The organism is Pseudomonas sp. 14A (assembly GCF_018132745.1).
Taxonomy (GTDB): domain Bacteria; phylum Pseudomonadota; class Gammaproteobacteria; order Pseudomonadales; family Pseudomonadaceae; genus Aquipseudomonas; species Aquipseudomonas mercuritolerans.
The window spans coordinates 163,221-183,319 of the sequence record NZ_JAGRQJ010000010.1 but is presented as its reverse complement, the minus strand read 5'-3'; the positions used below and the strand labels follow the sequence as shown (position 1 = coordinate 183,319).

The 20,099-nt window shown below is 62.5% G+C and carries 18 protein-coding genes; 2 read left to right on the top strand and 16 right to left on the bottom strand.

Features of this window, described 5'->3' with window-relative positions:
- Positions 1-30 precede the first annotated feature (30 nt).
- The 16 genes from PS14A_RS11015 to PS14A_RS10940 form a co-directional block, all read right to left on the bottom strand.
- Positions 31-3,108 carry an error-prone DNA polymerase gene (locus PS14A_RS11015; RefSeq protein WP_212616168.1) on the bottom strand — a complete coding sequence of 1,026 codons (3,078 nt, stop codon included), beginning with the start codon at positions 3,106-3,108 and terminating at the stop codon, positions 31-33.
- Positions 3,105-4,520, bottom strand: a complete 1,416-nt coding sequence (locus tag PS14A_RS11010) for a DNA polymerase Y family protein (protein ID WP_212616167.1) — start codon at positions 4,518-4,520, stop codon at positions 3,105-3,107. The genes PS14A_RS11015 and PS14A_RS11010 overlap by 4 nt, the downstream gene beginning before the upstream one ends.
- A 5-nt stretch (positions 4,521-4,525) precedes the next feature.
- Complete coding sequence (imuA, locus tag PS14A_RS11005; RefSeq protein ID WP_130911982.1) at positions 4,526-5,143, bottom strand: translesion DNA synthesis-associated protein ImuA; 618 nt, start codon at positions 5,141-5,143, stop codon at positions 4,526-4,528.
- The gene (gene lexA / locus PS14A_RS11000; protein ID WP_212616166.1) at positions 5,143-5,760 is read right to left on the bottom strand and encodes a transcriptional repressor LexA; all 618 of its coding nucleotides are present in this window, start codon (positions 5,758-5,760) and stop codon (positions 5,143-5,145) included. Before lexA ends, imuA begins: the two co-directional genes overlap by 1 nt.
- Positions 5,761-5,917: 157 nt before the next feature.
- Positions 5,918-6,223, bottom strand: coding sequence for a DUF971 domain-containing protein (locus tag PS14A_RS10995; RefSeq protein ID WP_212616165.1), 306 nt, complete (start codon positions 6,221-6,223; stop codon positions 5,918-5,920).
- Complete coding sequence (locus tag PS14A_RS10990) at positions 6,220-7,182, bottom strand: HEAT repeat domain-containing protein (protein WP_212616164.1); 963 nt, start codon at positions 7,180-7,182, stop codon at positions 6,220-6,222. The genes PS14A_RS10995 and PS14A_RS10990 overlap by 4 nt, the downstream gene beginning before the upstream one ends.
- Positions 7,179-8,027 (bottom strand): ABC transporter ATP-binding protein, encoded by an 849-nt coding sequence (locus tag PS14A_RS10985; RefSeq protein WP_212616163.1) that lies wholly within the window; start codon positions 8,025-8,027, stop codon positions 7,179-7,181. The genes PS14A_RS10990 and PS14A_RS10985 overlap by 4 nt, the downstream gene beginning before the upstream one ends.
- Complete coding sequence (locus PS14A_RS10980; RefSeq protein ID WP_110599314.1) at positions 8,027-8,806, bottom strand: ABC transporter permease; 780 nt, start codon at positions 8,804-8,806, stop codon at positions 8,027-8,029. The genes PS14A_RS10985 and PS14A_RS10980 overlap by 1 nt, the downstream gene beginning before the upstream one ends.
- Before the next feature lie 215 nt (positions 8,807-9,021).
- The gene (locus tag PS14A_RS10975) at positions 9,022-10,446 is read right to left on the bottom strand and encodes an ABC transporter substrate-binding protein (protein WP_212616162.1); all 1,425 of its coding nucleotides are present in this window, start codon (positions 10,444-10,446) and stop codon (positions 9,022-9,024) included.
- Positions 10,447-10,658: 212 nt separating this feature from the next.
- Positions 10,659-10,904, bottom strand: coding sequence for a ferredoxin family protein (locus PS14A_RS10970; protein WP_003225615.1), 246 nt, complete (start codon positions 10,902-10,904; stop codon positions 10,659-10,661).
- 27 nt (positions 10,905-10,931) lie between these two features.
- Positions 10,932-12,662 (bottom strand): fumarate reductase/succinate dehydrogenase flavoprotein subunit, encoded by a 1,731-nt coding sequence (locus PS14A_RS10965; RefSeq protein WP_212616161.1) that lies wholly within the window; start codon positions 12,660-12,662, stop codon positions 10,932-10,934.
- A complete protein-coding gene (locus PS14A_RS10960) occupies positions 12,659-13,411 on the bottom strand; it encodes a GntR family transcriptional regulator (RefSeq protein WP_137213412.1) in 753 nt (250 codons plus the stop codon). Before PS14A_RS10960 ends, PS14A_RS10965 begins: the two co-directional genes overlap by 4 nt.
- 216 nt (positions 13,412-13,627) lie before the next feature.
- Complete coding sequence (locus PS14A_RS10955; protein ID WP_212616160.1) at positions 13,628-14,593, bottom strand: Gfo/Idh/MocA family oxidoreductase; 966 nt, start codon at positions 14,591-14,593, stop codon at positions 13,628-13,630.
- Between the two features lie 9 nt (positions 14,594-14,602).
- Positions 14,603-15,490, bottom strand: coding sequence for a Dyp-type peroxidase (locus PS14A_RS10950; RefSeq protein WP_137213410.1), 888 nt, complete (start codon positions 15,488-15,490; stop codon positions 14,603-14,605).
- A gap of 75 nt (positions 15,491-15,565) precedes the next feature.
- Positions 15,566-16,303 carry a DUF72 domain-containing protein gene (locus PS14A_RS10945; RefSeq protein WP_212616159.1) on the bottom strand — a complete coding sequence of 246 codons (738 nt, stop codon included), beginning with the start codon at positions 16,301-16,303 and terminating at the stop codon, positions 15,566-15,568.
- A gap of 10 nt (positions 16,304-16,313) precedes the next feature.
- Positions 16,314-18,101, bottom strand: a complete 1,788-nt coding sequence (locus tag PS14A_RS10940) for a thiamine pyrophosphate-requiring protein (RefSeq protein WP_130911699.1) — start codon at positions 18,099-18,101, stop codon at positions 16,314-16,316.
- 181 nt (positions 18,102-18,282) lie between these two features.
- On the opposite strand from PS14A_RS10940, the gene PS14A_RS10935 reads away from it, so the two are divergent.
- Together PS14A_RS10935 and yghU are read left to right on the top strand one after the other, a co-directional pair.
- Positions 18,283-18,786 (top strand): cupin, encoded by a 504-nt coding sequence (locus tag PS14A_RS10935; protein ID WP_212616158.1) that lies wholly within the window; start codon positions 18,283-18,285, stop codon positions 18,784-18,786.
- A gap of 230 nt (positions 18,787-19,016) precedes the next feature.
- The gene (gene yghU, locus PS14A_RS10930) at positions 19,017-19,856 is read left to right on the top strand and encodes a glutathione-dependent disulfide-bond oxidoreductase (protein ID WP_212616157.1); all 840 of its coding nucleotides are present in this window, start codon (positions 19,017-19,019) and stop codon (positions 19,854-19,856) included.
- Positions 19,857-20,099 lie beyond the last annotated feature (243 nt).

The following is a 20,099-nucleotide window of genomic DNA, read 5'->3' as shown; positions in this document are numbered from 1 at the left end:
CGCTTTCGCGAGCAGGCTCGCCCACAAGGGTTAGTGGAAATCGCGGCTCTGCACGTGAATGCCGTTGAGCAGCGGGCTCAGGTCGCTCATGCGCCCGGCGATCAGGTGGCGTACATCGCCTTCGCGCTCCCAGCGGCCGTCGACCTTGAGCAATTGCGAACCGACCAGCACTTGTCGCTGACGCTCGGCCAGGTCACGCCAGACCACCACGTTGACGTTGCCGAACTCGTCTTCCAGGGTCACGAACGTCACACCGCTGGCCGTGCCGGGGCGCTGCCGGCCGGTGACCAGCCCGGCCACGCTGACCGGCCGGCCATGTTCGATATCCATCAATTCCCGCGAGCTGCGGCAGCGCCGGGCCTGCAACTCGCCACGCAACAAAGCCAACGGATGCGGACCCAGCGTCGTCCCCACCGTGGCGTAATCGGCATGCAGGTCTTCGCCGACGCTGGGTTTGGGCAAAACAATTTTCACTTCTTCCTCGTTGGGCAGGCCGGCGAACAGGCCGAGTTGTTTCTGCACCCCAGCCACTTCCCAACGCGCACGATGGCGATGCCCGGCCAGGCCACGCAAAGCGCCGGAGTCTGCCAGCAAGGCCTGCGCACGACTGTCGAGGGCGGCGCGCTCGCCCAAATCGGCAACATCGGCAAACGCCCCGTGGCGGCGCGCGGCTTCGATGCGCCGGGCATCTTCTTCGCGAAACCCCTTGATCATGCGCAGGCCCATGCGAATCGCCGGTTGCCCGGCACTCAGCGGCTCGAGGCTGCAATCCCAGTCACTGGCGCGCACGTCCACCGGACGGATCTGCAATTGGTGCCGGCGCGCATCCTGCAGAATCTGGTCCGGGCTGTAAAAGCCCATCGGCCAACTATTGATCAATGCACAGGCGAACGCCGCCGGCTCGTGACACTTGAGCCAGCAACTGGCGTAGGTCAGCAAGGCGAAACTGGCGGCGTGGGATTCGGGGAAGCCATAACTGCCGAAGCCTTTGATCTGCTCGAAGATCTGCGCGGCGAATTCCGGTGTGTAGCCGTTCTTTTTCATACCGGCGGTGAGACGTTCCTTGTGCGGCTCCAGTCCGCCATGGCGCTTCCACGCGGCCATGGAACGACGCAGTTGATCGGCCTCGCCGGGGCTGTAGTCGGCAGCGACGATGGCGATCTGCATGACCTGCTCCTGAAACAGCGGCACGCCCAGGGTTCTTTTGAGTACGACTTCGAGCGCTGGCGACGGATAGGTTTCCGCCTCTTCCTTGTTACGTCGGCGCAGATAGGGATGAACCATGCCGCCCTGAATCGGCCCCGGGCGGACGATCGCCACTTCAATCACCAGATCGTAGAACGTCTGCGGTTTCAGGCGCGGCAGCATCGACATCTGCGCCCGCGACTCGATCTGAAACACCCCGACAGTATCGGCGCGGCTGATCATTGCGTAGGTCGGTTTGTCTTCGGCGGGGATCGTCGCGAGGGTCAGGTCCAGATCGCGATGCCGGCGCAGCAGGTCGAAGCAGCGGCGAATCGCACTGAGCATACCCAAGGCGAGAATATCCACCTTGAGCAGGCCGACCGCATCGAGGTCGTCCTTGTCCCATTGGATGATGGTGCGGTCGGCCATTGCCGCGTTTTCGACCGGCACCAAGGTGTCCAGCGGCTGCTCGGAGATCACAAAACCGCCGGGATGCTGCGACAGATGCCGGGGGAAGCCGATCAGTTGCCCGGTCAGGCTCAGTACCCGGCGCAGCACCGGACTATCCGGGTCGAAGCCGCCTTCACGCAAGCGTTCCAGCGGCGGCGTTTCATCGCTCCAGCGCCCGCAACAATCGGCCAGTGCGTTGATCTGATCCGGCGGCAGGCCGAGGGCCTTGGCCACATCGCGCACGGCACCGGTGGCGTGATAGGTGCTGACCACCGCCGTCAGCGCCGCACGTCGCCGGCCGTAACGGTTGAACACGTATTGCAGGACTTCTTCGCGGCGCTCGTGCTCGAAATCGACGTCGATGTCCGGCGGCTCGTTGCGCTCTTTGGACATGAAACGTTCGAACAATAGCGTGGTGCGCTCCGGGTCGATTTCGGTAATACCCAAGGCATAACACACCGCCGAGTTGGCTGCCGAACCACGCCCCTGACAGAGGATTTTTTGTGTGCGGGCAAAGCGCACCACGTCGTGCACGGTGAGGAAATAGCTTTCGTAGCCGAGCTCGGCGATCAATTGCAACTCGTCATCGATCTGCTTGAGCACCTTGGCCTGAGGCCCTTTCGGCCAGCGCCAGGCAATGCCCTCCTCGGTCAGATGGCGCAACCAGGAACTGGCACTGTGCCCCTCGGGCACCAGCTCTTTCGGGTACTGATAGCGCAGCTCGCTCAGATCGAAAGTGCAGCGCCGGGCCAGGTTGACCGATTCATCGAGCAAGGCCGGCGGATACAACTCGCGCAGCACATCGAGACCGCGCAAATGCCGCTCGCCATTGGGGTGCAGGCGCAGCCCCGCTTCAGCCACCGGGACGTGATGACGGATCGCGGTCATGGTGTCCTGCAAGGCACGGCGCCCACGGGCGTGCATGTGCACATCGCCGCTGGCCACGGCTGGAATCTGCAACTCAGCCGCCAGAGCCAACAATGCCGCAAGCCGCTGCTGATCGTTCTGCCCGCGATGCAGTTGCACCGTGAGCCACAGGCGTTCGCCGAAGGTCTGTTTCAGCCAGCGACCCTCTTCGCGGTCATCCAGAGAATCCGGCACCCACAACACCAGCAAACCCGGCAGCGCTTCGGCGAAGTCTTCGCGCAGCACCTGATACTGGCCTTTCTGCGTACGCCGCCGGGCCTGGGTGATCAAGCCGCACAAGGCCTGATAACCGGCAAGGTTTTCCACCAGCAGCACCAGTTTCGGGCCGTTGTCGATGCGTATCTCGCTGCCGATGATTAGCGGCAACTCAACGGACTTCGCCGCTTGCCACGCACGCACGATCCCGGCCAGGGTGCATTCGTCGGTGATCCCCAGCGCCTGGTAACCGTGCTTTTTCGCTCGTTGAAACAGCTCGAGCGCGCTGGAGGCACCGCGCTGGAAACTGAAATTCGACAGGCAATGCAGTTCGGCGTAATCGGCACTCATGCGAACCAGCCTTGCAGCCACAGCGGACCGCCCTCACCCACCGCCCGCCATGCCCAGCCCTGCTGACCGGCGCGGTTCTGGATCAGGTAGTAATCACGCCGCACGTCACCACCGTCCCACCAACCGGATTCGATGCGCTCCGGCCCCATGAGAATCCGCGCCGAACCTTCCGGCACGCTCTGCGGTTCGTTGAGCAGCCAGCCCGGACGCTGCACGCTGGGCAACCCCGTGCAAGGCTGTTTATCGGCAGCGTTCTGCCATGCGCACTCAGGGCGATGATCGGCCTGAAATCGCAGCCCCTGCACCGCGTCATCACCCAGCCGTGCGCGCAGACGCTCGCGCAATTGCTCCCAGGGCAAGGTCTGTTGCGGGCGGTCGTCGAACAGTTCCTGATACTGCGGAACGAAACTCGGCAGGTCTTCAGCGCGCAAGCGAAAACCACGCACCGGCGCCTCCACCTGGACTTGCTCCAGCCGGCCACGGGCCAGTTCGAAGAGCATCGCCGCGTCACGCTCGGCGCTGAGCAGGCCGACCTTGATCACTGTGTCCGGCAGCCCGGCGTGTTCCAGAAGCAAATCGAAACGCTGCACGCCACTGTCGCGCCCACAGAGGAACGCCGACAAATCGCCGGTCAAGCGCCGTAACGGGAACAGCAAGGCCTGATGGGATTGCACGTCGAAATTCAGTTCGATGCGGATATCGAAACGGTCGGGCGGCAGATAGAACGCCAGCGCCAGAGGTCGTGCGCCGAACAGCGTATCCAAGTGCTTGAGCATCTGCGCTTCGAAACGCCGGGCCAGTGCCTGGCGTGGCAGGCTTTGCACCTGACTGAGATTGCGCAGGCCCATGCGCGACAGCGCCGTGGCGACATTCGGCTCCAGCCCGACGCGGTCGACCGGCAATTGCCCGAGATGATGCTGCAAAGCCTCACCGTCCGGCACCACCAGGCCATCGTAGGCATTGGCCAGCACTCGCGCCGCAACCGGGTTCGGCGCGGCGACTATGCGATGACGAAAGCCTAGATCTTTCAACTCCTGGCGCAGGCGAGCTTCAAATTGCGGCCAGGTACCGAACAGGCCCAGGCTGGATTCGATCTCGAACACCACGGTACGCGGGTAATGCACGCTGACCTGTGCGCTGAAACGATAGGCCCACGCGGCAAGAAACTGTTGCCAGTGTTCAACCTCGGCCACCTCGTAATCAGCGGTGGCAAAGCCTTTGCTCATGGCTTGCGCGGCGCTCATCGACATGCCGGGGCGCAGGCCGAGTTTGCGCGCCGCCGGATTCACCGCTTGCAGCACCCGGCGCTGGGCCGGGCCGCTGAGCAGGACCAGCGGCTCTTCAGGGTCGGGCCGCTGACGCAGTACGGCGTCGAGGGCCAATTGCGGAAACAGGATACATACCCAGCGCATGACGATCAGTGCCCCACGGTAAATGCAATCGGCGCCGCCCGCGCTAGCCCGCCACGGCACTTGAGTACGCGTAGCTGCGCCGGTTTGGCATCGATGGCAATCCGTAACGCTGCCGGTGACGGGTTGACCGCTTCGCTCAACGGGCGCCAGGCAAAGGCCAGGGTCTGGCCGGTTTCCGCCGCTACCTGCAAACGCCGCAAGGCTCGGTCATCGGCCTTGTTCGGCCAGCACAGCACCGCGCCGCAACTGCCCGAGCGCAGGCATTGCTCCGCCGCCCACAAGGCATCGCGTTCGCTGGCCTGAATGACCGACAACTGGCGCAGATCGACTCCGGCATTGGCCCAAGCCTGCGGGTACGGCACGAACGGCGGCGCCACCAGCACGATGCGCTCACCGGCCGCGGACAATCGCGCCAGGGTTGGCCAGACCAGTTGCAGCTCGCCGACACCGGGGCCGGCCAAGAGAATTTCACTCAGCGCCGCCTCCGGCCAGCCGCCGCTGGGCAGCGCTGCGTCCAGTGCCGCATGCCCGGTCGGCTGCGGGCTCGCCGCCGGTGGCGCAGGCCGGCCGCGCCAGACCTGGCCGCCATTGAACAGCGTATCCAACGCAACGACGGCGCCCATCAGCCTTGCCTCACCAGACCACAGAACACGCCTTCGATGGCCAGATCCTGATCGTTACGCACAACGATGGGCTGATAGGCCGGGTTGCGCGGCAGCAGGCGCACTTCATCCCCGATCCGTTCGAAGCGTTTGATGGTGACTTCACCGTCCAGACGCGCAACGACGATCTGGCCGTTCAGCGCCTCGGGATTGCGCCGCACACCGACCAGATCGCCATCGAGAATGCCGTCTTCGATCATCGAGTCGCCCTGCACCCGCAGCATGTAATCCGGGGTGCGGGAGAACAGCGCCGGGTCGAGCAGCAAACGGTTATGGATGTCGGCATCGGCGCCAATCGGTGCGCCGGCAGCCACGCGACCGAGTACGGGGATCTCCAGCAATTCCGGACGCGGTGGCTGACCGAGCAGGCGAATGCCCCGGGCCTGATGCGGATTGACCTCGATGAAACCGGCTTCGGTGAGCGCCAGCACATGCTTGCGCGCCACGCTGCGCGAGGCAAAACCAAAAGCCTCGCTGATTTCAGCGAGGCTTGGGGGCTGACCGTGCTCGGCGATGCGATCGCGGATAAAGGTCAGGATGGCGGTACGGCGGGGAGTGAGGTTTGTCATGGAGTACATTTGTACTCCTGTGGAAAATGCCTGACAAGAACCGCCAGTCGGCGCAAGCCGACGCAGGAGCTGCCGAAGGCTGCGATCTTTTGATCTTGCTTTTAAAAGTCAAAGTCAAAGTCAAAAGATCGCAGCCTCGTTTCACTCGTCAGCTCCTACAGAATCCTCATGTCTCTGTAAGAATGGGGAGATGCGAAGAATCAAGTTGCGCCAGGTACGCCCACGGGTAAATCCCGCGTTGATGGCCATCGCTGAACACCAGTTGCACACCATACCCCTGCGGATTGACCTCGATCAGGCGCACGCGATCATCAACCAGCGGCGTGACACCGCGCAGGCGAAATGCGCGGCATTGCGAGCATGGGCATTGCCGGCGCAGGTCGGCATGCCTGAGCAGCGATTCGCGCCCGTCCGGCCAGCTCAGGCGCAGCGTGCGTGCACTCTGCGAGTTGCCCACCGACAGTGGGTTCATTGCAACTGACTCAACGCGATGCGCACGGCTTTGCGCACTTCCGGGTCGCCGTCGTCCTGCGCTGCCTGCAACGCGGCCAAGGCACCACGATCGTTCAATTCACCGAGGGCCAGCGCAGCTTCCTTGCGCAGGTTGCTAATGCGGTGGCCGAGGGTCTCGATCAGCGCATCCAGCGCCGGGACGAAGCGCAGGCGACCGAGGCTGCGGGTGGCGCGCAGGCGCACTTGCCAATAATCATCGCTCAGCGCTGCGACCAAGGCCGGGCCAGCGTCGCTGTGGCCAACTTTGCCCAATGTGGTCGCAGCTTCTTCGCGCACTTGCCAGGCATGGTCGTGCAAGGCCTGGCGCAGCGCCGGCAGCACTTCGGCGTCGCTGGCCAAGCCGAGGGCACCGGTCGCGGCGCGTCGCACTTCGGTGTCCGGGTCGTCACTGGCCAGGCGCGCCAGAGCTGGCAGCGCGTCGAGCTGTTTGAGCCAGCCGAGCACGCCCACCGCTTCGCGTCGGACATTGGCATCGGCATCTTCTAACGCTGCGACGGCAGCCGGCGCGGCCTCGGCGAAGCGCAATTCGCGTAACGCCCGAAATGCGGCGATGCGCACACTGACCTCGGCATGCGCGGTCCACGGCAGAATCACCCGCCCCGCCTCCGCAGTCTTGAGCAGGCTCAGACTTTGCGCCGCCGCCGATTGCACCGCGGGCGCCGGATCCGTCAGTGCTTCGCACAAGGCTTGCACGACCGCTTCCTCCTCCCACGCTTCGAGCAATCGCGCGGCCTCAGCGCGGACGTCCTCGGCGGGATCCTGCCGGAGTCGATCAACCAGCCAGAGCAAACCATCCGGCTCCTCAAGATCGGCGAGATCAATCAGGGCAATGCGCCGCACGCCCGGGTCTTCCGCCGTCAGGCGCGGTTGCAGGGCGAGGATGTCTTCGTTGTCGGTCACAGCAAAAATAGAGGTCATAGGGCAAATCGCGGCAAAGGGTTTTCAGGAGGCAGGCCGAGCGGATTGAGGCGCGGCAGCGGTCGGTCGTTGTCGTGGCGCAGCAGGTCGAGGCAATGGCGTTTCAGGCGAGCGAACTCGGGGCTGGTCACCAGTTCACTGGTACGCGGGCGTGGAAAATCCAGACGCAGGTCTTCGATGATCCGCCCCGGTCGCGCGCTCATCACCAGCAAGCGATCGGCTAGAAACAACGCCTCGTCGATGTCGTGAGTGACGAAAACCACGGTGGTGCGGATGCGCGTCCAGATGTCCAGCAGCAGTTCCTGCATGTTCAAGCGGGTCAGCGCATCCAGCGCGCCGAACGGCTCGTCCATCAGCAACAGGCGCGGTCGATTGACCAGCACCCGGGCGATCTCCACCCGCTGCTGCATGCCACCGGAGAGCTGATCCGGCCAGCGTTCGGCAAAGCCTTCGAGGCCGACCAGTTTGAGGATGTCGTCAGCGGCGCGACGGCGCTCAGCCTTGCCGACGCCGCGCATCTTCAGGCCGAAGGCGACGTTGTCGCGCACCGTACGCCACGGGAACAGCGTGTGATGCTGGAACACCATGCCGCGCTGCGGCGACGGGCCGGTCACCGCGCTGCCGTCGACTTTCAAGCTGCCGGTACTGGCATTCAAATGTCCGGCCAGAGCGCCGAGCAAGGTCGACTTGCCGCATCCGGACGGGCCGAGAATGCACACGAACTGGCCGGGTTCGATCTGGCAATCGAGGCCCTGCACCGCTTCGAAGGCTTCGCGGCCCTGGCCGAGGACGATGGACAACTGGCGAATGTCGATCCGCCCTTCCGGGGTTTGCATGACGCTCATCAGGCTTTGCCTCGCGGTCGATGCCAAGGCGTGAACAAACCGCCCAGGCGTTTGATCAGCCAGCTGCTGCCCATGCCCAACACGCCGATCAAGAGCATGCCGACGACGATGTCGGCGTAGTTCTGAATGGTGTAGGACTCCCAGGTGTAGTACCCGATGCCGAACTGCCCGGAGATCATTTCCGCCGTCACCAGACAGAACCACGAAGTGCCCATGCCGATCGCCAGGCCAGTGATGATGCTCGGCGCAGCGCCCGGCAGAATCACTTCCAGCAGGATCGCCCGGCGCCCGGCCCCGAGGCTTTTTGCCGAGGCGATCAGGCGCGGATCGACGCCTTCGACGCCGTGCACGGTATTGAGCAGGATCGGGAACAGCGCGCCAGTGAAGGTGATGAACACCATCGACAATTCCGAGGACGGAAACATCAGGATCGCCAGCGGAATCCACGCGACGGCGGGGATTGGGCGCAGGACTTCGAGCGGGGGCAGCAGCAGGTCTTCGGCCCATTTCGAACGGCCGATGGCCAGGCCCAGGGCGATGCCGATGATCAACGCCGCCACGTAACCGGCGAAGACGCGGCCGAGGCTGCTGCTCAGGTGCTGCCAGAGTTTGCCCGAGTCGCCCAGGCCGAGCGCGGCTTCGATCACCGCCAGTGGCGTCGGCACGTTGGCAAAGGTGACCAGGCCGAGGTTCCAGTGGTGGCTGGCGGCGAGTTGCCAGAAGAGCAGGCAGAGCAGCAGTGAGGCGGCTCTTGATGTCCAGCGCAACGGTGTTTTCATAGTCCGGTTTCCAGTTCGGGTTCTGTGTGATGGCTGCGATTTACCCCCTCACCCCAGCCCTCTCCCCCAGGGGGGGCGAGGGGAAAGGGAGCCGATTTGCGTGCTTTTCACGACCTGAGTTCGACTCGGTACTTCACGTCGGCGTATCTCTCACAAACAACTCGGTCAGTCCCCTCTCCCTCCGGGAGAGGGTTAGGGTGAGGGGCTTTTGATCTTCAGCGCGCAGCAACAACCTGCGCAGTGGCATCGCTGAAATCGAACACCTTGCCACCCTGCGCCGCAGCGTATTGCTGGGCCTGGCCCTTGAGCAGGAATGCGCTGAGGCGGCCCTTGCCGTCGCTGGCAAACCACGCCTGTTCAGCGAGCAGCTTGATCCCGCTGTCGCTGGCCTGCGCATACACCGCGCGAATGTTCTTGCCCACCTGCTTCAACCCCGCCAGCGCGGTGAACGCCGCTTCAGCCGAACCGTAACGGCGGACTTTTTCCTCGCCACGCACCCAGATCTCCGCGACATGGCTGACGTCGGTGATGGCTTTGCCCGTCGCCGCATCCACACCCGGCAACGGCGTCTGCGCGTAGTTGGCCAGTTGCGCGGCGTAATCGAGATTTGAGGCCTTGAAGGCGGCGCGGATGTATTGGTCGTCGATGAAGCTGTTCAGATCGAGCCCGCGATCGGCTTTCTTCAGAAGCTTCAGGGTATCGATGGCGGTTCCGACGGCCTGGCGGTATTCAGGCTTCCAGCTCAGGTCGCGGGTCTGTACGCCGAGCGGGCCGTGGAACAGGTAGTTGACCTCGGCATCGACGCCGGTGACCTTGGCGATCAGTTCGCTGTACTTCTCCGGTTCGGCGGCGAGCAGTTGGTTGGCTTCGATGCTCGCACGCAGGTAGGCGACGACGATTTCCGGGTACTTTTTGGCGTAGGCCTGATCCACCAGTGCGCCATGGAAAGTCGGCGCGTTGGCCTGGGCGCCGTCGTAGATCTTGCGGGCGAAACCACGGCTCGGGAACAGCTCGGCGAAGGGCACGAAATCGGCGTGGGCGTCGATCTTGCCGGCCTGCAATGCCGAGCCGGCGACTTCCGGTGGCTGGGCGATGATGTTGACATCCTTGAGCGGGTCCCAGCCCTGCTCTGCCACGGCGCGCAGCAACATGCCGTGAGCCGTCGAGGCGAACGGCACCGAAATGGTCTTGCCCTTGAGTTCGCTCAGGCTCTGCACCGACGAAGCGCTCGGCACGACGATGCCGTTGCCGCTGCCCTTGATGCTGCCCGACAGCACGCTGATGAACAGGCTGTGCTTGCCCGCCGTTTCGAATGCCACACCGTTGAACGCACCGGGGAAATCGGCCATGGCACCGAAATCGAGTTTGCCGGCGACCATCTCATTGGTCAGCGGCGCGCCACTGGTGAAATTCTTCCACTGCACGTCGTACTTCGCGTCTTTGTAGGCGCCATCGTGGGGCAGGTATTTTTCCAGCAGACCGAGTTCACGGATCAACAGGCCGCCGGCGGCGCAGTTGATGGTGGTGTCCTGGGTGCCGATGGCGATGCGGATGGTTTCGGCCGAGGCCGACAAGGTGAACGAAGCCAGGACCAGCCCAGCGAGTGCTGCACGCAACATGAGTGTTTCCCCTCGAATCATTGGTTTGAAGTTCGTCTCCGCCGCGATCGGGGCGCGGTGGGAAACGAGGGGTTATTTGCAATTCAGCGTCCGGGGTTCACCGGATGGCTATTGGATAATCACAATTGCAACGTGGGAGCGAGCCTGCTCGCGAAGGCGGCGGGTCAGTCACCATCATTGTTGAATGAACGATTGCTTTCGCGAGCAGGCTCGCTCCCACAATGGATTTGGGGTCAACGCAATAAATAGGGGATGTCGACCTTCACCGCCCCCGTCGGGCAATCCTTCTCGCACGGCATGCAGTACCAGCATTCATCGAACGCCATGTAGGCCTTTTGCGTGGCCGGGTTGATCGCCAGCAGGTCCATCGGGCAGACGTCGACACACACGGTGCAGCCCTTTTCCGCGATGCATTTGTCCTCGTCAACGGTGACCGGCGCGTTGGAGCGAAAGAAGATTTCCTGAGCTTGATAAGCCATGGTTCGGACTCTCTGAAAAATGATGTCTCAAGCGGCGAAGGCGCCGACCCGCAGGCGGTCATACGCCTGCATTTCTTCGGCATCGAGCGGGATGATGTAGGGCTCGACGGCTTTCTTGAAACTGGTCATCTTGCCGTCCTCGCCCTTCTTCAGATGACAATGGCAGAACCACTCGGCGTCGTTGCGTTGCGGATGATCGACGCGATAGTGGTACAGGCCCCAGCGGCTTTCAGCGCGGAACAACGAAGCGCGGGCGGCCATTTCGGCACAGTCGCGGATCACGCTGGTTTCCATCGCTCGCATCAGTTCGTGAGCGTTGTTGGCTTTCATCTGCTCGAGATCACGCTCGATGTCGCTGAAGCGTTGCAGGCCGATCTGCATTTTTTTGGTCACTTTCGGCGGTTGCAGGTAGTCGTTGACGAAGCGCCGCAGCTTGTACTCGACCTGCGCCGGCGGCAGACCGTGTTCGCGATCGAGCGGCGCGTAGACCCGGGCTTTCTCCTTGGCGATCTGCTCGCTGTCCAGTGCGGAAAACTCGCGGCCGGCAACAAAGTCCGCGGCGTTGTGCCCGGCGAACCAGCCGTAAGTGAACGCGCCGAGCATGTAATTGTGCGGCACCGCAGCCATGTCGCCGGCCGAGTACAAGCCCTTGACTGAAGTCTCGGTACGCTCGTTGACCCACACGCCGGACGCCGAGTGGCCGCTGCAAAAGCCGATTTCCGAAATGTGCATTTCAACCATCTGCGTGCGGTAGTCGGTGCCACGGTTGGCGTGGAACTGGCCACGGCTCGGGCGCTCGTTGCTGTGCAGGATTTCCTCGATGTTCTGGATGGTTTCCTCGGCCAGGTGATCGAGTTTGAGGAACACCGGACCGTTGCCGCTTTCCAGTTCCTGATGGAACTCCCACATCATCTGTCCGCTCCAGTAGTCGCACTCGATGAAGCGTTCGCCCTTGTTGTTGGCGGTGTAGCCACCCAGCGGGCCGGTGACGTAGGCGCAGGCCGGGCCGTTGTAGTCCTTGATCAACGGGTTGATCTGAAAGCACTCGAGATTGGCCAGCTCAGCCCCGGCGTGATAGGCCATCGCGTAGCCGTCGCCCGCATTGGTCGGGTTTTCGTAGGTGCCCATCAGGTAGCCCGACGATGGCAAGCCGAGGCGTCCGGCCGCGCCGCAGGCGAGAATCACTGCTTTGGCCTTGATCACATGGAAGTCGGCGGTGCGGCAATCGAAGCCCATCACACCGTTTACCGCGCCCTCCTCGTCGGTCAGCAAACGCGTGCAGACCAGGCGATTGGTGATGCTCACCCGCGCACGTTTCAACTGCCGATACAGGACTTTCTTGATGTCGTGCCCTTCCGGCATCGGCAGCACATAGGCACCCATGTGGTGGACCTTTTTCACCGCGTAGTCGCCGGTCTCGTCCTTCTCGAATTTCACGCCCCAGCGGTCGAGTTGTTCGATGGTTTCAAAACTGTGGGTGGCGTAGGCATACACCGCCGCCTGATTGACGATGCCGTCGTTGGCGATGGTGATTTCCTTGGTGTACTGCTCTGGTGTCGAGTGGCCGGGAATGATCGCGTTGTTCAGGCCGTCCATGCCCATGCTGATCGCGCCGCTGCGCTTGACGTTGGCCTTGTCGACCAGCAACACGCGCAAATCGCGGTTCTTCTCCTTGGCCTTGATCGCTGCCATCGGCCCGGCCGTACCGCCGCCAATCACGACGATGTCGTATTCCTGTTCTAGAACGTTGCGGGTCATGCCTGCTCCCCTTTCTGCCGGTCGATCCGCAGGCGGTACTGGAACGCATCGCCACGGTAATAAAGGTGTTCGAAGTCCAGCGGCTGGCCCTGGGCATCATGGGTCAGGCGCTCGATGCGCATGATCGGCGAGCCCGCTTCGACGTTGAGCGCCTGGGTCAGGTCGCTATCGGCCAGCACTGCGTCGATGGCCAGATCGGCGTGGCCGAGGGCGATGCCGCAGTCGTTTTCCAGAATCAGAAAGATGTCGCGGGTGACCAGATCAGCCTTCTCCAGCCGTTCGCCGACGGCTTTGGGCAGGTAGGTAATTTCCAGCGAAATCGGCTCGCGATTGATCAGCCGTACGCGTTTGATCTGCGCGACGATCTCACCTTCGGCCACCTGCAGACGCTCGGCGACACGCTTGTCGGCCGGAATGAATTTGAAACTGCGCAGGCGGTTGATCACCTCGTAACCGCGCCCGGTCATCGACTCGGCGAGGCCTTGCAGGCTGCTGACGTTCTGAAAGGTTTTCGGTTTGGCGACGAAGGTGCCCTTGCCGTGGATCTTGAAGATCAGGCCCTCCTTTTGCAGATCACCGAGTGCCTGGCGCACGGTGATGCGGCTGACTTTGAACAGCGCGCCCAGTTCGCTTTCGGAAGGCATCTGACTGTCTTGCGGGTATTCACCGTCGAGAATCCGCGCACGCAGAACGTCGCGCAGTTGGGTGTGCAGCGGAACGCTATTGAGGGAGAGAACGTTATCGGTCATCGCGGGATCACTTGTCATAACGAGTTATGACGTGATCTTAGGGAGGTTATGACGAGGTTGAGAAATATTGTTTGGGCATAACCTTAGATGCGCGTTGCGCCGGCAAAATCTGTGGGAGCGAGCCTGCTCGCGAAAGCGGTGTGTCAGTCACCCAAAATACTGACTGACAGAATGCTTTCGCGAGCAGGCTCGCTCCCACAGGGGATTGTGAGCTATTCAGCGTTTGAGGATCCAGTCCATGACCCAATCGGTCTTGACGGCTTGCTCGGCCACGGCGGGATGCTGTGAATCACCACGAATATGCGCATTCATTCCCAGCACGTGATGCCACTGAATATGCTCGTGATGAGCAATCTCCAGGCTGATCTGCTCATCGGCAAACAGCTGCACCGGATGCTCGTCAAACACCGAAAAACCGATCCGCCCCTGGCTGCCGATAATCTCGACGCGATCCTCACGGCGGTCCGCGACAAAGTTCCAGCAGCCCATGCCTAGCGCCCCGGAGGCGAATCGCCAAGTGGCGCTGACCGCATCTTCCGCCGCGTACAACCCCGCCTGACGCGCGGTGAAACCGGCGACTTCAACGATGTCGCCAAGCAGGTACTGAAACAGGTCCAGGCCGTGGCTGGCCAGGTCGGCAAAGTAGCCGCCGCCCGCCACCGCCGGGTCGGTGCGCCAATTCTCCCGACCTTCAAGATCAGCCGGCGACGGTGCTTTGGTCAGTGTCCAGCTCAGATGGCGAACCTCGCCGATGCGCCCCTCCTCCAGCCATTGCCGCACCTGGGCGAAGCGCGGCAGCGAGCGGCGGTAATAGGAGACGAACAGGTGCAGACCGGCAGCGGCAAACGCTTGCTGCATCTCGCGGCTTTGCCCGGCGTTGAGCGCCATGGGCTTTTCCACGCAGCAATGCTTGCCGGCGGCGGCGACTTTCAGGCTGTAGGCGTGGTGGCTGTCGGGTGGCGTGGCGATGTACACCGCATCCACTTCGGGATCGTTGATCAGCGCATCGACATCGGTATAGACACGGCTGATGCCGTGGCGCGCGGCATAGTCGGTCACCGCTTCGAGGCGTCGGCCCATCACCGCAACCAGCGCCGAACCGGGCGCCTTGTAAAAGGCCGGTCCGCTCTTGCGTTCAGCGACACTGCCGCAACCGATCATGCCCCAGCGCACCACGTTCATATGCAGTCCTCAGCCGATGCGCAACGCGCGCAGATCAAGGCGTCCGTCCTTGAGCGGCGGACACCAGTAGTAGCCGCCGGTGATTGGCCGGCTGATCTGGTACAGGCCATCGGCGATACCGTCTTCCAGACCGCTCATGCGCCGCAGCTGTGCTTCGAAGGCATCGAGGGAGAAACCGAAAGCGAGGAACATCAAACCGGCACGATCGCCTTCAATCCATGGCATCGAGCGGCGCACGACGAACGCTTCCGGGGCGAAGCTCTCTTGCGCGGTGCGTTTGACGTGGGCGGAGATCGGCGCGTCGTCGATTTCTTCGTTATCGCTCAAGCGCCGTCCCATGATGTCGTCCTTGGCCCCGGCAGACAGGCGATGAAAACCCTTGAGGTCGTGCTGCCACTGCTGGATCGCGGCGAAGCTGCCACCGACCAGCCCGTCCGCGCCACTGCTAAGCAGTGCGGCGGCGACAGCGGCGTCATCGTGAGGGTTTTCCGTGCCATCTTCGTAACCGGTGAGGTCGTGGCCGTCCATGTGGCGGAAGGCTTCCTGCATCTCGACCAGACGCAAGGCCGGGGCCAGCGCGGCTTCGATAGCGTTGCAGCGGTTGAGCAGCTCGCCACGGTCGACACCGTGCAGCCAGATCCACAGGGCATGCTGGGTCGACGGGTTGTTCACGCCAACGCCGGTCAGCGCCGGGAAGCTGCGCAGGCCAGCGATTTCGACATTCAGCGCCTTGGTCAACGACTCACCAAAGCCAACCACCGCCGACTTGCCATCCACCAGCATCAGCAGGTTGTCGATCGCTTGCGGCAAGGCTTCCACCGACGCCAGGGCGAAAAACAGATGACGTGCTTGCGCAGGAACAGGGGTAGCGAGAATGCCCGGCTGGTAGTAACTCATGTGAACTCCTTGAAAAAGTGCGCGGAGTTTACCTGTAGCCGGATGGTTTGTGTGGGTTGGTGAGAGCGTCGTCGTTCAGCGTTCGACGCCTTCGATCAAGGCCTTCAAAGCCAGCGCATCGGCCGTGGCGGCGCCGCTGGCGGTGTTGTCGAAGATGCACCAGATGTCTTTGCCGTCGGCCTTCGCGCGCCGCAGGTTCTGAGCAAGCTGTTGCAGATAGGCCGCTTCATAAGCGCTGTGATAAATCCGTGGCGAGCCGTGCAGGCGCCAATACGGCAGGCCTTGCCAGCCACCCGGCGCGGTGTCGCTGCTGATCCGCGAGGGATCGACCACCGCCTGGGCAATCTGCAGGTCCACCAGCATGGCCTCAGCGCCAGTCCAAGATTCGTGTCGCGGTTCCAGCACCACACTGCCCTTGAACCGCTCGCGCAGGGCATGAAAAAAAGCCTCGGCGACCGGTGCCTCAAACGCCAGTTTCGGTGGCAGTTGCATCAGCAGGCAGCCGAGTCGATCACCCAAGCCCTGGCACTGGCCGAGAAATTCATCGAGCGCGGCCGCGCTGTCCGCCAGCCGCTGTTCATGGGTGATGAGCTTCGGCACTTTCACTGCGAAGCGAAAGTCCGGCGCTACAGAGTCGGCCCAGCGTTCGTAGGTCTGACGCCGATGCGGGCGGTAGAACGAGCTGTTGATTTCCACACAGTTGAAGCGCGCGGCGTAGCGTTGCAGGTGCGTGCCTTCGGCGGGGAATGCCGGCCAGTGCTCGCGCCCGAGACTCCAGCCGGCGCAACCGATGTAGATGGTTGACTCGTTCAAGCGCCCACCGTCATTTCTTCCCGGGCAACACGGCGCCCAGTACCTGCTTGGCGGTTTGCATGATCACCCCGGCTTCGTCCGGGTCGCCCTTGAGCAGGGTCGTGGCGAATTTCTTCGCTTGCTCAAGCTTGATGTGCGGTGGCAGCGGCGGCACGTTCGGGTCGGTCTTGAATTCGATCAGCACCGGCACTTCCGAGGCGAGTGCCTGTTCCCACGCAGCGGCGACCTCTTCTTCACGATCAACGAAAATGCCCTTCAGACCGATGGAAATCGCGAACAGGTGATACGGCACATCGGGAATGCTCTGCGACGCTTCGAACTTCGGATCGCCCTCCATCACCCGCTGCTCCCAGGTGACCTGGTTGAGGTCTTCGTTGTTGAACACCGCGCAGATCCATTTCGGGCTCTGCCACTGGCGCCAATATTTGGCGACAGTGATCAGCTCGGCCATGTTGTTCATCTGCATCGCGCCGTCGCCGACCAGGGCAATGACCGGGCGTTCCGGGAAGGCGAACTTGGCCGCGATCGCATAGGGCACCGCCGCGCCCATCGAGGCCAGGCCACCGGAAAGTGAGCATTTCATGCCGCGACGGATTTTCAGGTCGCGGGCGAACCAGTTGGCGCAAGAGCCAGAGTCGCTGGTGATAATCGCCTGCTCGGGCAAACGCGGCGACAACTCGTAGACCACTCGTTGCGGGTTGACTGGATCGGCTTTGGCCATGGCGCGTTTTTCCAGGGTTTTCTCCCAGCTGCTGCGCCAGCCTTCGATCTTCTTGCGCCATTTGTTCGAGGTCTTTTGTTCCAGCAGCGGCAGCAACGCAGCGAGGGTTTCCGCTGAATCGCCGACCAGATTGACCTCCATCGGATAACGCAGGCTGAGCATGTCCGGCTGCAAGTCGATCTGCACCCCGCGCGCCTGGCCTTCCTTGGGCAGAAACTCGGAATACGGGAAGCCCGAACCGATCATCAGCAAGGTGTCGCACTCGCTCATCAGCTTGTAGCTGGGCTCGGTGCCGAGCAGGCCGATGCTGCCGGTGACCCACTGCAAATCGTCAGGTAACACTGCTTTGCCCAACAGCGCTTTGGCGACACCGGCGCCGAGTTTCTCCGCCACGGCGATGACCAGATCGGTCGCCTCCAGCGCACCGGCACCGACCAGAATCGCGACTTTCTCGCCGCTGTTCAGTACCTCGGCGGCGCGTTGCAGATCGGCGGCATAAGGAACGACTTTCGGCTTGCTGTAACCGACCCCGGAATGCGCGGTGCCATGGGCGCGCGCCGGTTGCTCGTAAGGCAGATCCTGCAAGTCATTGGGCAGAATCAGCGCGGTGACGCGGCGCTCGCCGACCGCAGTGCGCACCGCGCGATCAAGCAGATGGCGCACTTGCGACGGCGCCGAAGCCTGCTGCACAAACGCACCGGCGACATCCTTGAACATCGACACCAGATCCAGCTCCTGCTGGTAGTGACTGCCCAGCGCCGTGCGCGCCTGCTGACCGACAATGGCCAGCACCGGCATGTGGTCCATGCGCGCATCGTACAGGCCGGTGATCAGGTGCGAGGCGCCGGGGCCGGAGGTGGCGATGCAAACGCCCAGCTCGCCGGTGAACTTGGCGTGGGCCGAGGCCATGAACGCGGCCATTTCCTCGTGCCGTGCCTGAACGAATTCGATCTTGCCTTTGGCCCGGCTCATGGCGCCGAACACGCCGTTGATGCCATCCCCCGGATAACCAAAAATCCGCGTGACGCCCCATTCGCTGAGCCGCTCAACCAGAAAATCACCAACTGTCATCGTCATCTTGACCCTCGCCATTTACCGCTGCATGGACATGTAAGGGTCTGGACAGCCCGCTGCGCGATGAAGTTTCGCTGGATTTTCCGGGTATCAATTTCGGCGCCGTGTTTGCGCGGGAATGATTTTTTGAGGCGATTGCCCTGCGCTGCGGTCGACTGATAAATCGAGCGAAGGAGGATTGGCCATGACTGAAGTGCAAACCCTGCTGCTTCAACGCAATGACTGGGTGCCGAACAATCCGCGTCTGCCGGTGCTGATCTACCGCAGCGCGATTGCCGTTGAAGGCGACGATCCGGCCGCGCGCTTCGAGCAGACGTTCGGTGCCAATGGCTGGCCGGCGCAGTGGCGCTACGGCATTTATGACTATCACCACTACCACACTGAAGGCCACGAAGTGCTTGGCGTGGCGGCCGGTCAGGCGCGGTTGATGTTGGGCGGGCCTGACGGCCAAGTCGTCGACGTCAGCGCCGGGGATGTGCTGTTGCTGCCGGCCGGGACCGGGCACTGCAATCTGGGCTCGAGTGAGGATTTTCTCGTGGTCGGTGCTTATCCGCCGGGGCAGCAGGCGGATATTTGCCGGGCCGCGCCGAGTGATGCGCAGTTGGCGCGGATTGCGGGGCTGGCGTTTCCTGAGACAGATCCGGTGCAGGGACTCGGGGGTGCGGTTGGGCGGTATTGGAGCCATTAGGCGCGGCGACCCTGCCGACGCTTTCGCGAGCAGGCTCGCTCCCACAATAAATACGGGTGAACCCTGTTTCTCTGTCCAATACATACCCCTGTGGGAGCGAGCCTGCTCGCGAAGGCGGCAGATCGGCTTACATCATTCAATATGAATAACCGCACTCACCGCTGGCACCCGCCGGAAATTTTCCCTACGGTGTCTACCTGTTCTCTCCCAGCATCGACGAGGTCCGTTTCATGAGCAATGCGTCTTACGTTCCGCCCAAGGTCTGGAAACACGAAGCCCCTTCCGGCGGCCACTTCGCCAGCATCAACCGGCCGATCGCCGGGCCGACCCACGATAAGGAACTGCCGGTCGGCAAGCATCCGCTGCAACTGTATTCGCTGGCCACGCCCAACGGTGTGAAAGTCACCATCATGCTCGAAGAGCTGCTTGCACTCGGGCACAGCGAGGCCGAATACGACGCATGGCTGATCCGCATTGGCGAGGGCGATCAGTTCTCCAGCGGCTTTGTCGAAGTCAACCCGAACTCGAAAATCCCGGCGCTGCTGGATCGCAGCGTCGAGCCGCCGATCCGGGTGTTCGAGTCCGGTTCGATCCTGCTGTATCTCGCGGAAAAGTTCGGCGCCTTGCTGCCCAAGGATCCGGCCGGTCGCACCGAAACCCTCAACTGGCTGTTCTGGCAAATGGGCTCGGCGCCGTATCTGGGCGGCGGTTTCGGGCATTTCTACGCGTATGCGCCGGAGAAGCTCGAATACCCGATCAACCGCTTCACCATGGAAGCCAAACGGCAGCTGGATGTGCTCAACCGCCGTCTCGCCGACAACGCCTATCTGGCCGGCGACGATTACACCATCGCCGATATCGCCGTGTGGCCCTGGTACGGGCAACTGGTGCGCAACAACGTTTACTCGGCGGCGGAATTTCTCGCGGCGCACGAGTACGCCCATGTGCAGCGCTGGGCCGAAGAAATCGCCAAGCGGCCGGCGGTCATGCGTGGGCAGCGAGTGAATCGCACCTGGGGTGATGAAGACAGTCAGGTGCCGGAGCGGCATGGGGCGAAGGATCTGGACTGATTTCAAAAAACCGTATAACCCTGTGGGAGCGAGCCTGCTCGCGAAAGCGGAGTATCAGACAACGCATCTGTTGAATGACACACCGCCTTCGCGAGCAGGCTCGCTCCCACATTTGTTTGCACAAGCGCTCAAATCCAATTGTGAAAAAATCATTAACTAACTGACTCGTACGGGTTTATTCCCCCGGAAACTTCCGACATACTAATGCGAATAATTCTTACACGCACTCGTATCAGTATTGTT

What these genes read in the sequence shown, in the direction of transcription:
- PS14A_RS10965 (WP_212616161.1), bottom strand. Translation starts at nt 12,662, where the DNA reads ATGACCCGCAACGTTCTAGAACAGGAATACGACATCGTCGTGATTGGC.
- PS14A_RS10980 (WP_110599314.1), bottom strand. Translation starts at nt 8,806, where the DNA reads ATGAAAACACCGTTGCGCTGGACATCAAGAGCCGCCTCACTGCTGCTC.
- PS14A_RS10985 (WP_212616163.1), bottom strand. Translation starts at nt 8,027, where the DNA reads ATGAGCGTCATGCAAACCCCGGAAGGGCGGATCGACATTCGCCAGTTG.
- PS14A_RS10935 (WP_212616158.1), top strand. Translation starts at nt 18,283, where the DNA reads ATGACTGAAGTGCAAACCCTGCTGCTTCAACGCAATGACTGGGTGCCG.
- PS14A_RS11015 (WP_212616168.1), bottom strand. Translation starts at nt 3,108, where the DNA reads ATGAGTGCCGATTACGCCGAACTGCATTGCCTGTCGAATTTCAGTTTC.
- yghU (WP_212616157.1), top strand. Translation starts at nt 19,017, where the DNA reads ATGAGCAATGCGTCTTACGTTCCGCCCAAGGTCTGGAAACACGAAGCC.
- PS14A_RS10990 (WP_212616164.1), bottom strand. Translation starts at nt 7,182, where the DNA reads ATGACCTCTATTTTTGCTGTGACCGACAACGAAGACATCCTCGCCCTG.
- lexA (WP_212616166.1), bottom strand. Translation starts at nt 5,760, where the DNA reads ATGTACTCCATGACAAACCTCACTCCCCGCCGTACCGCCATCCTGACC.
- PS14A_RS11010 (WP_212616167.1), bottom strand. Translation starts at nt 4,520, where the DNA reads ATGCGCTGGGTATGTATCCTGTTTCCGCAATTGGCCCTCGACGCCGTA.
- PS14A_RS10995 (WP_212616165.1), bottom strand. Translation starts at nt 6,223, where the DNA reads ATGAACCCACTGTCGGTGGGCAACTCGCAGAGTGCACGCACGCTGCGC.
- PS14A_RS10960 (WP_137213412.1), bottom strand. Translation starts at nt 13,411, where the DNA reads ATGACCGATAACGTTCTCTCCCTCAATAGCGTTCCGCTGCACACCCAA.
- PS14A_RS10940 (WP_130911699.1), bottom strand. Translation starts at nt 18,101, where the DNA reads ATGACGATGACAGTTGGTGATTTTCTGGTTGAGCGGCTCAGCGAATGG.
- PS14A_RS10950 (WP_137213410.1), bottom strand. Translation starts at nt 15,490, where the DNA reads ATGAGTTACTACCAGCCGGGCATTCTCGCTACCCCTGTTCCTGCGCAA.
- PS14A_RS10970 (WP_003225615.1), bottom strand. Translation starts at nt 10,904, where the DNA reads ATGGCTTATCAAGCTCAGGAAATCTTCTTTCGCTCCAACGCGCCGGTC.
- PS14A_RS10955 (WP_212616160.1), bottom strand. Translation starts at nt 14,593, where the DNA reads ATGAACGTGGTGCGCTGGGGCATGATCGGTTGCGGCAGTGTCGCTGAA.
- imuA (WP_130911982.1), bottom strand. Translation starts at nt 5,143, where the DNA reads ATGGGCGCCGTCGTTGCGTTGGATACGCTGTTCAATGGCGGCCAGGTC.
- PS14A_RS10975 (WP_212616162.1), bottom strand. Translation starts at nt 10,446, where the DNA reads ATGATTCGAGGGGAAACACTCATGTTGCGTGCAGCACTCGCTGGGCTG.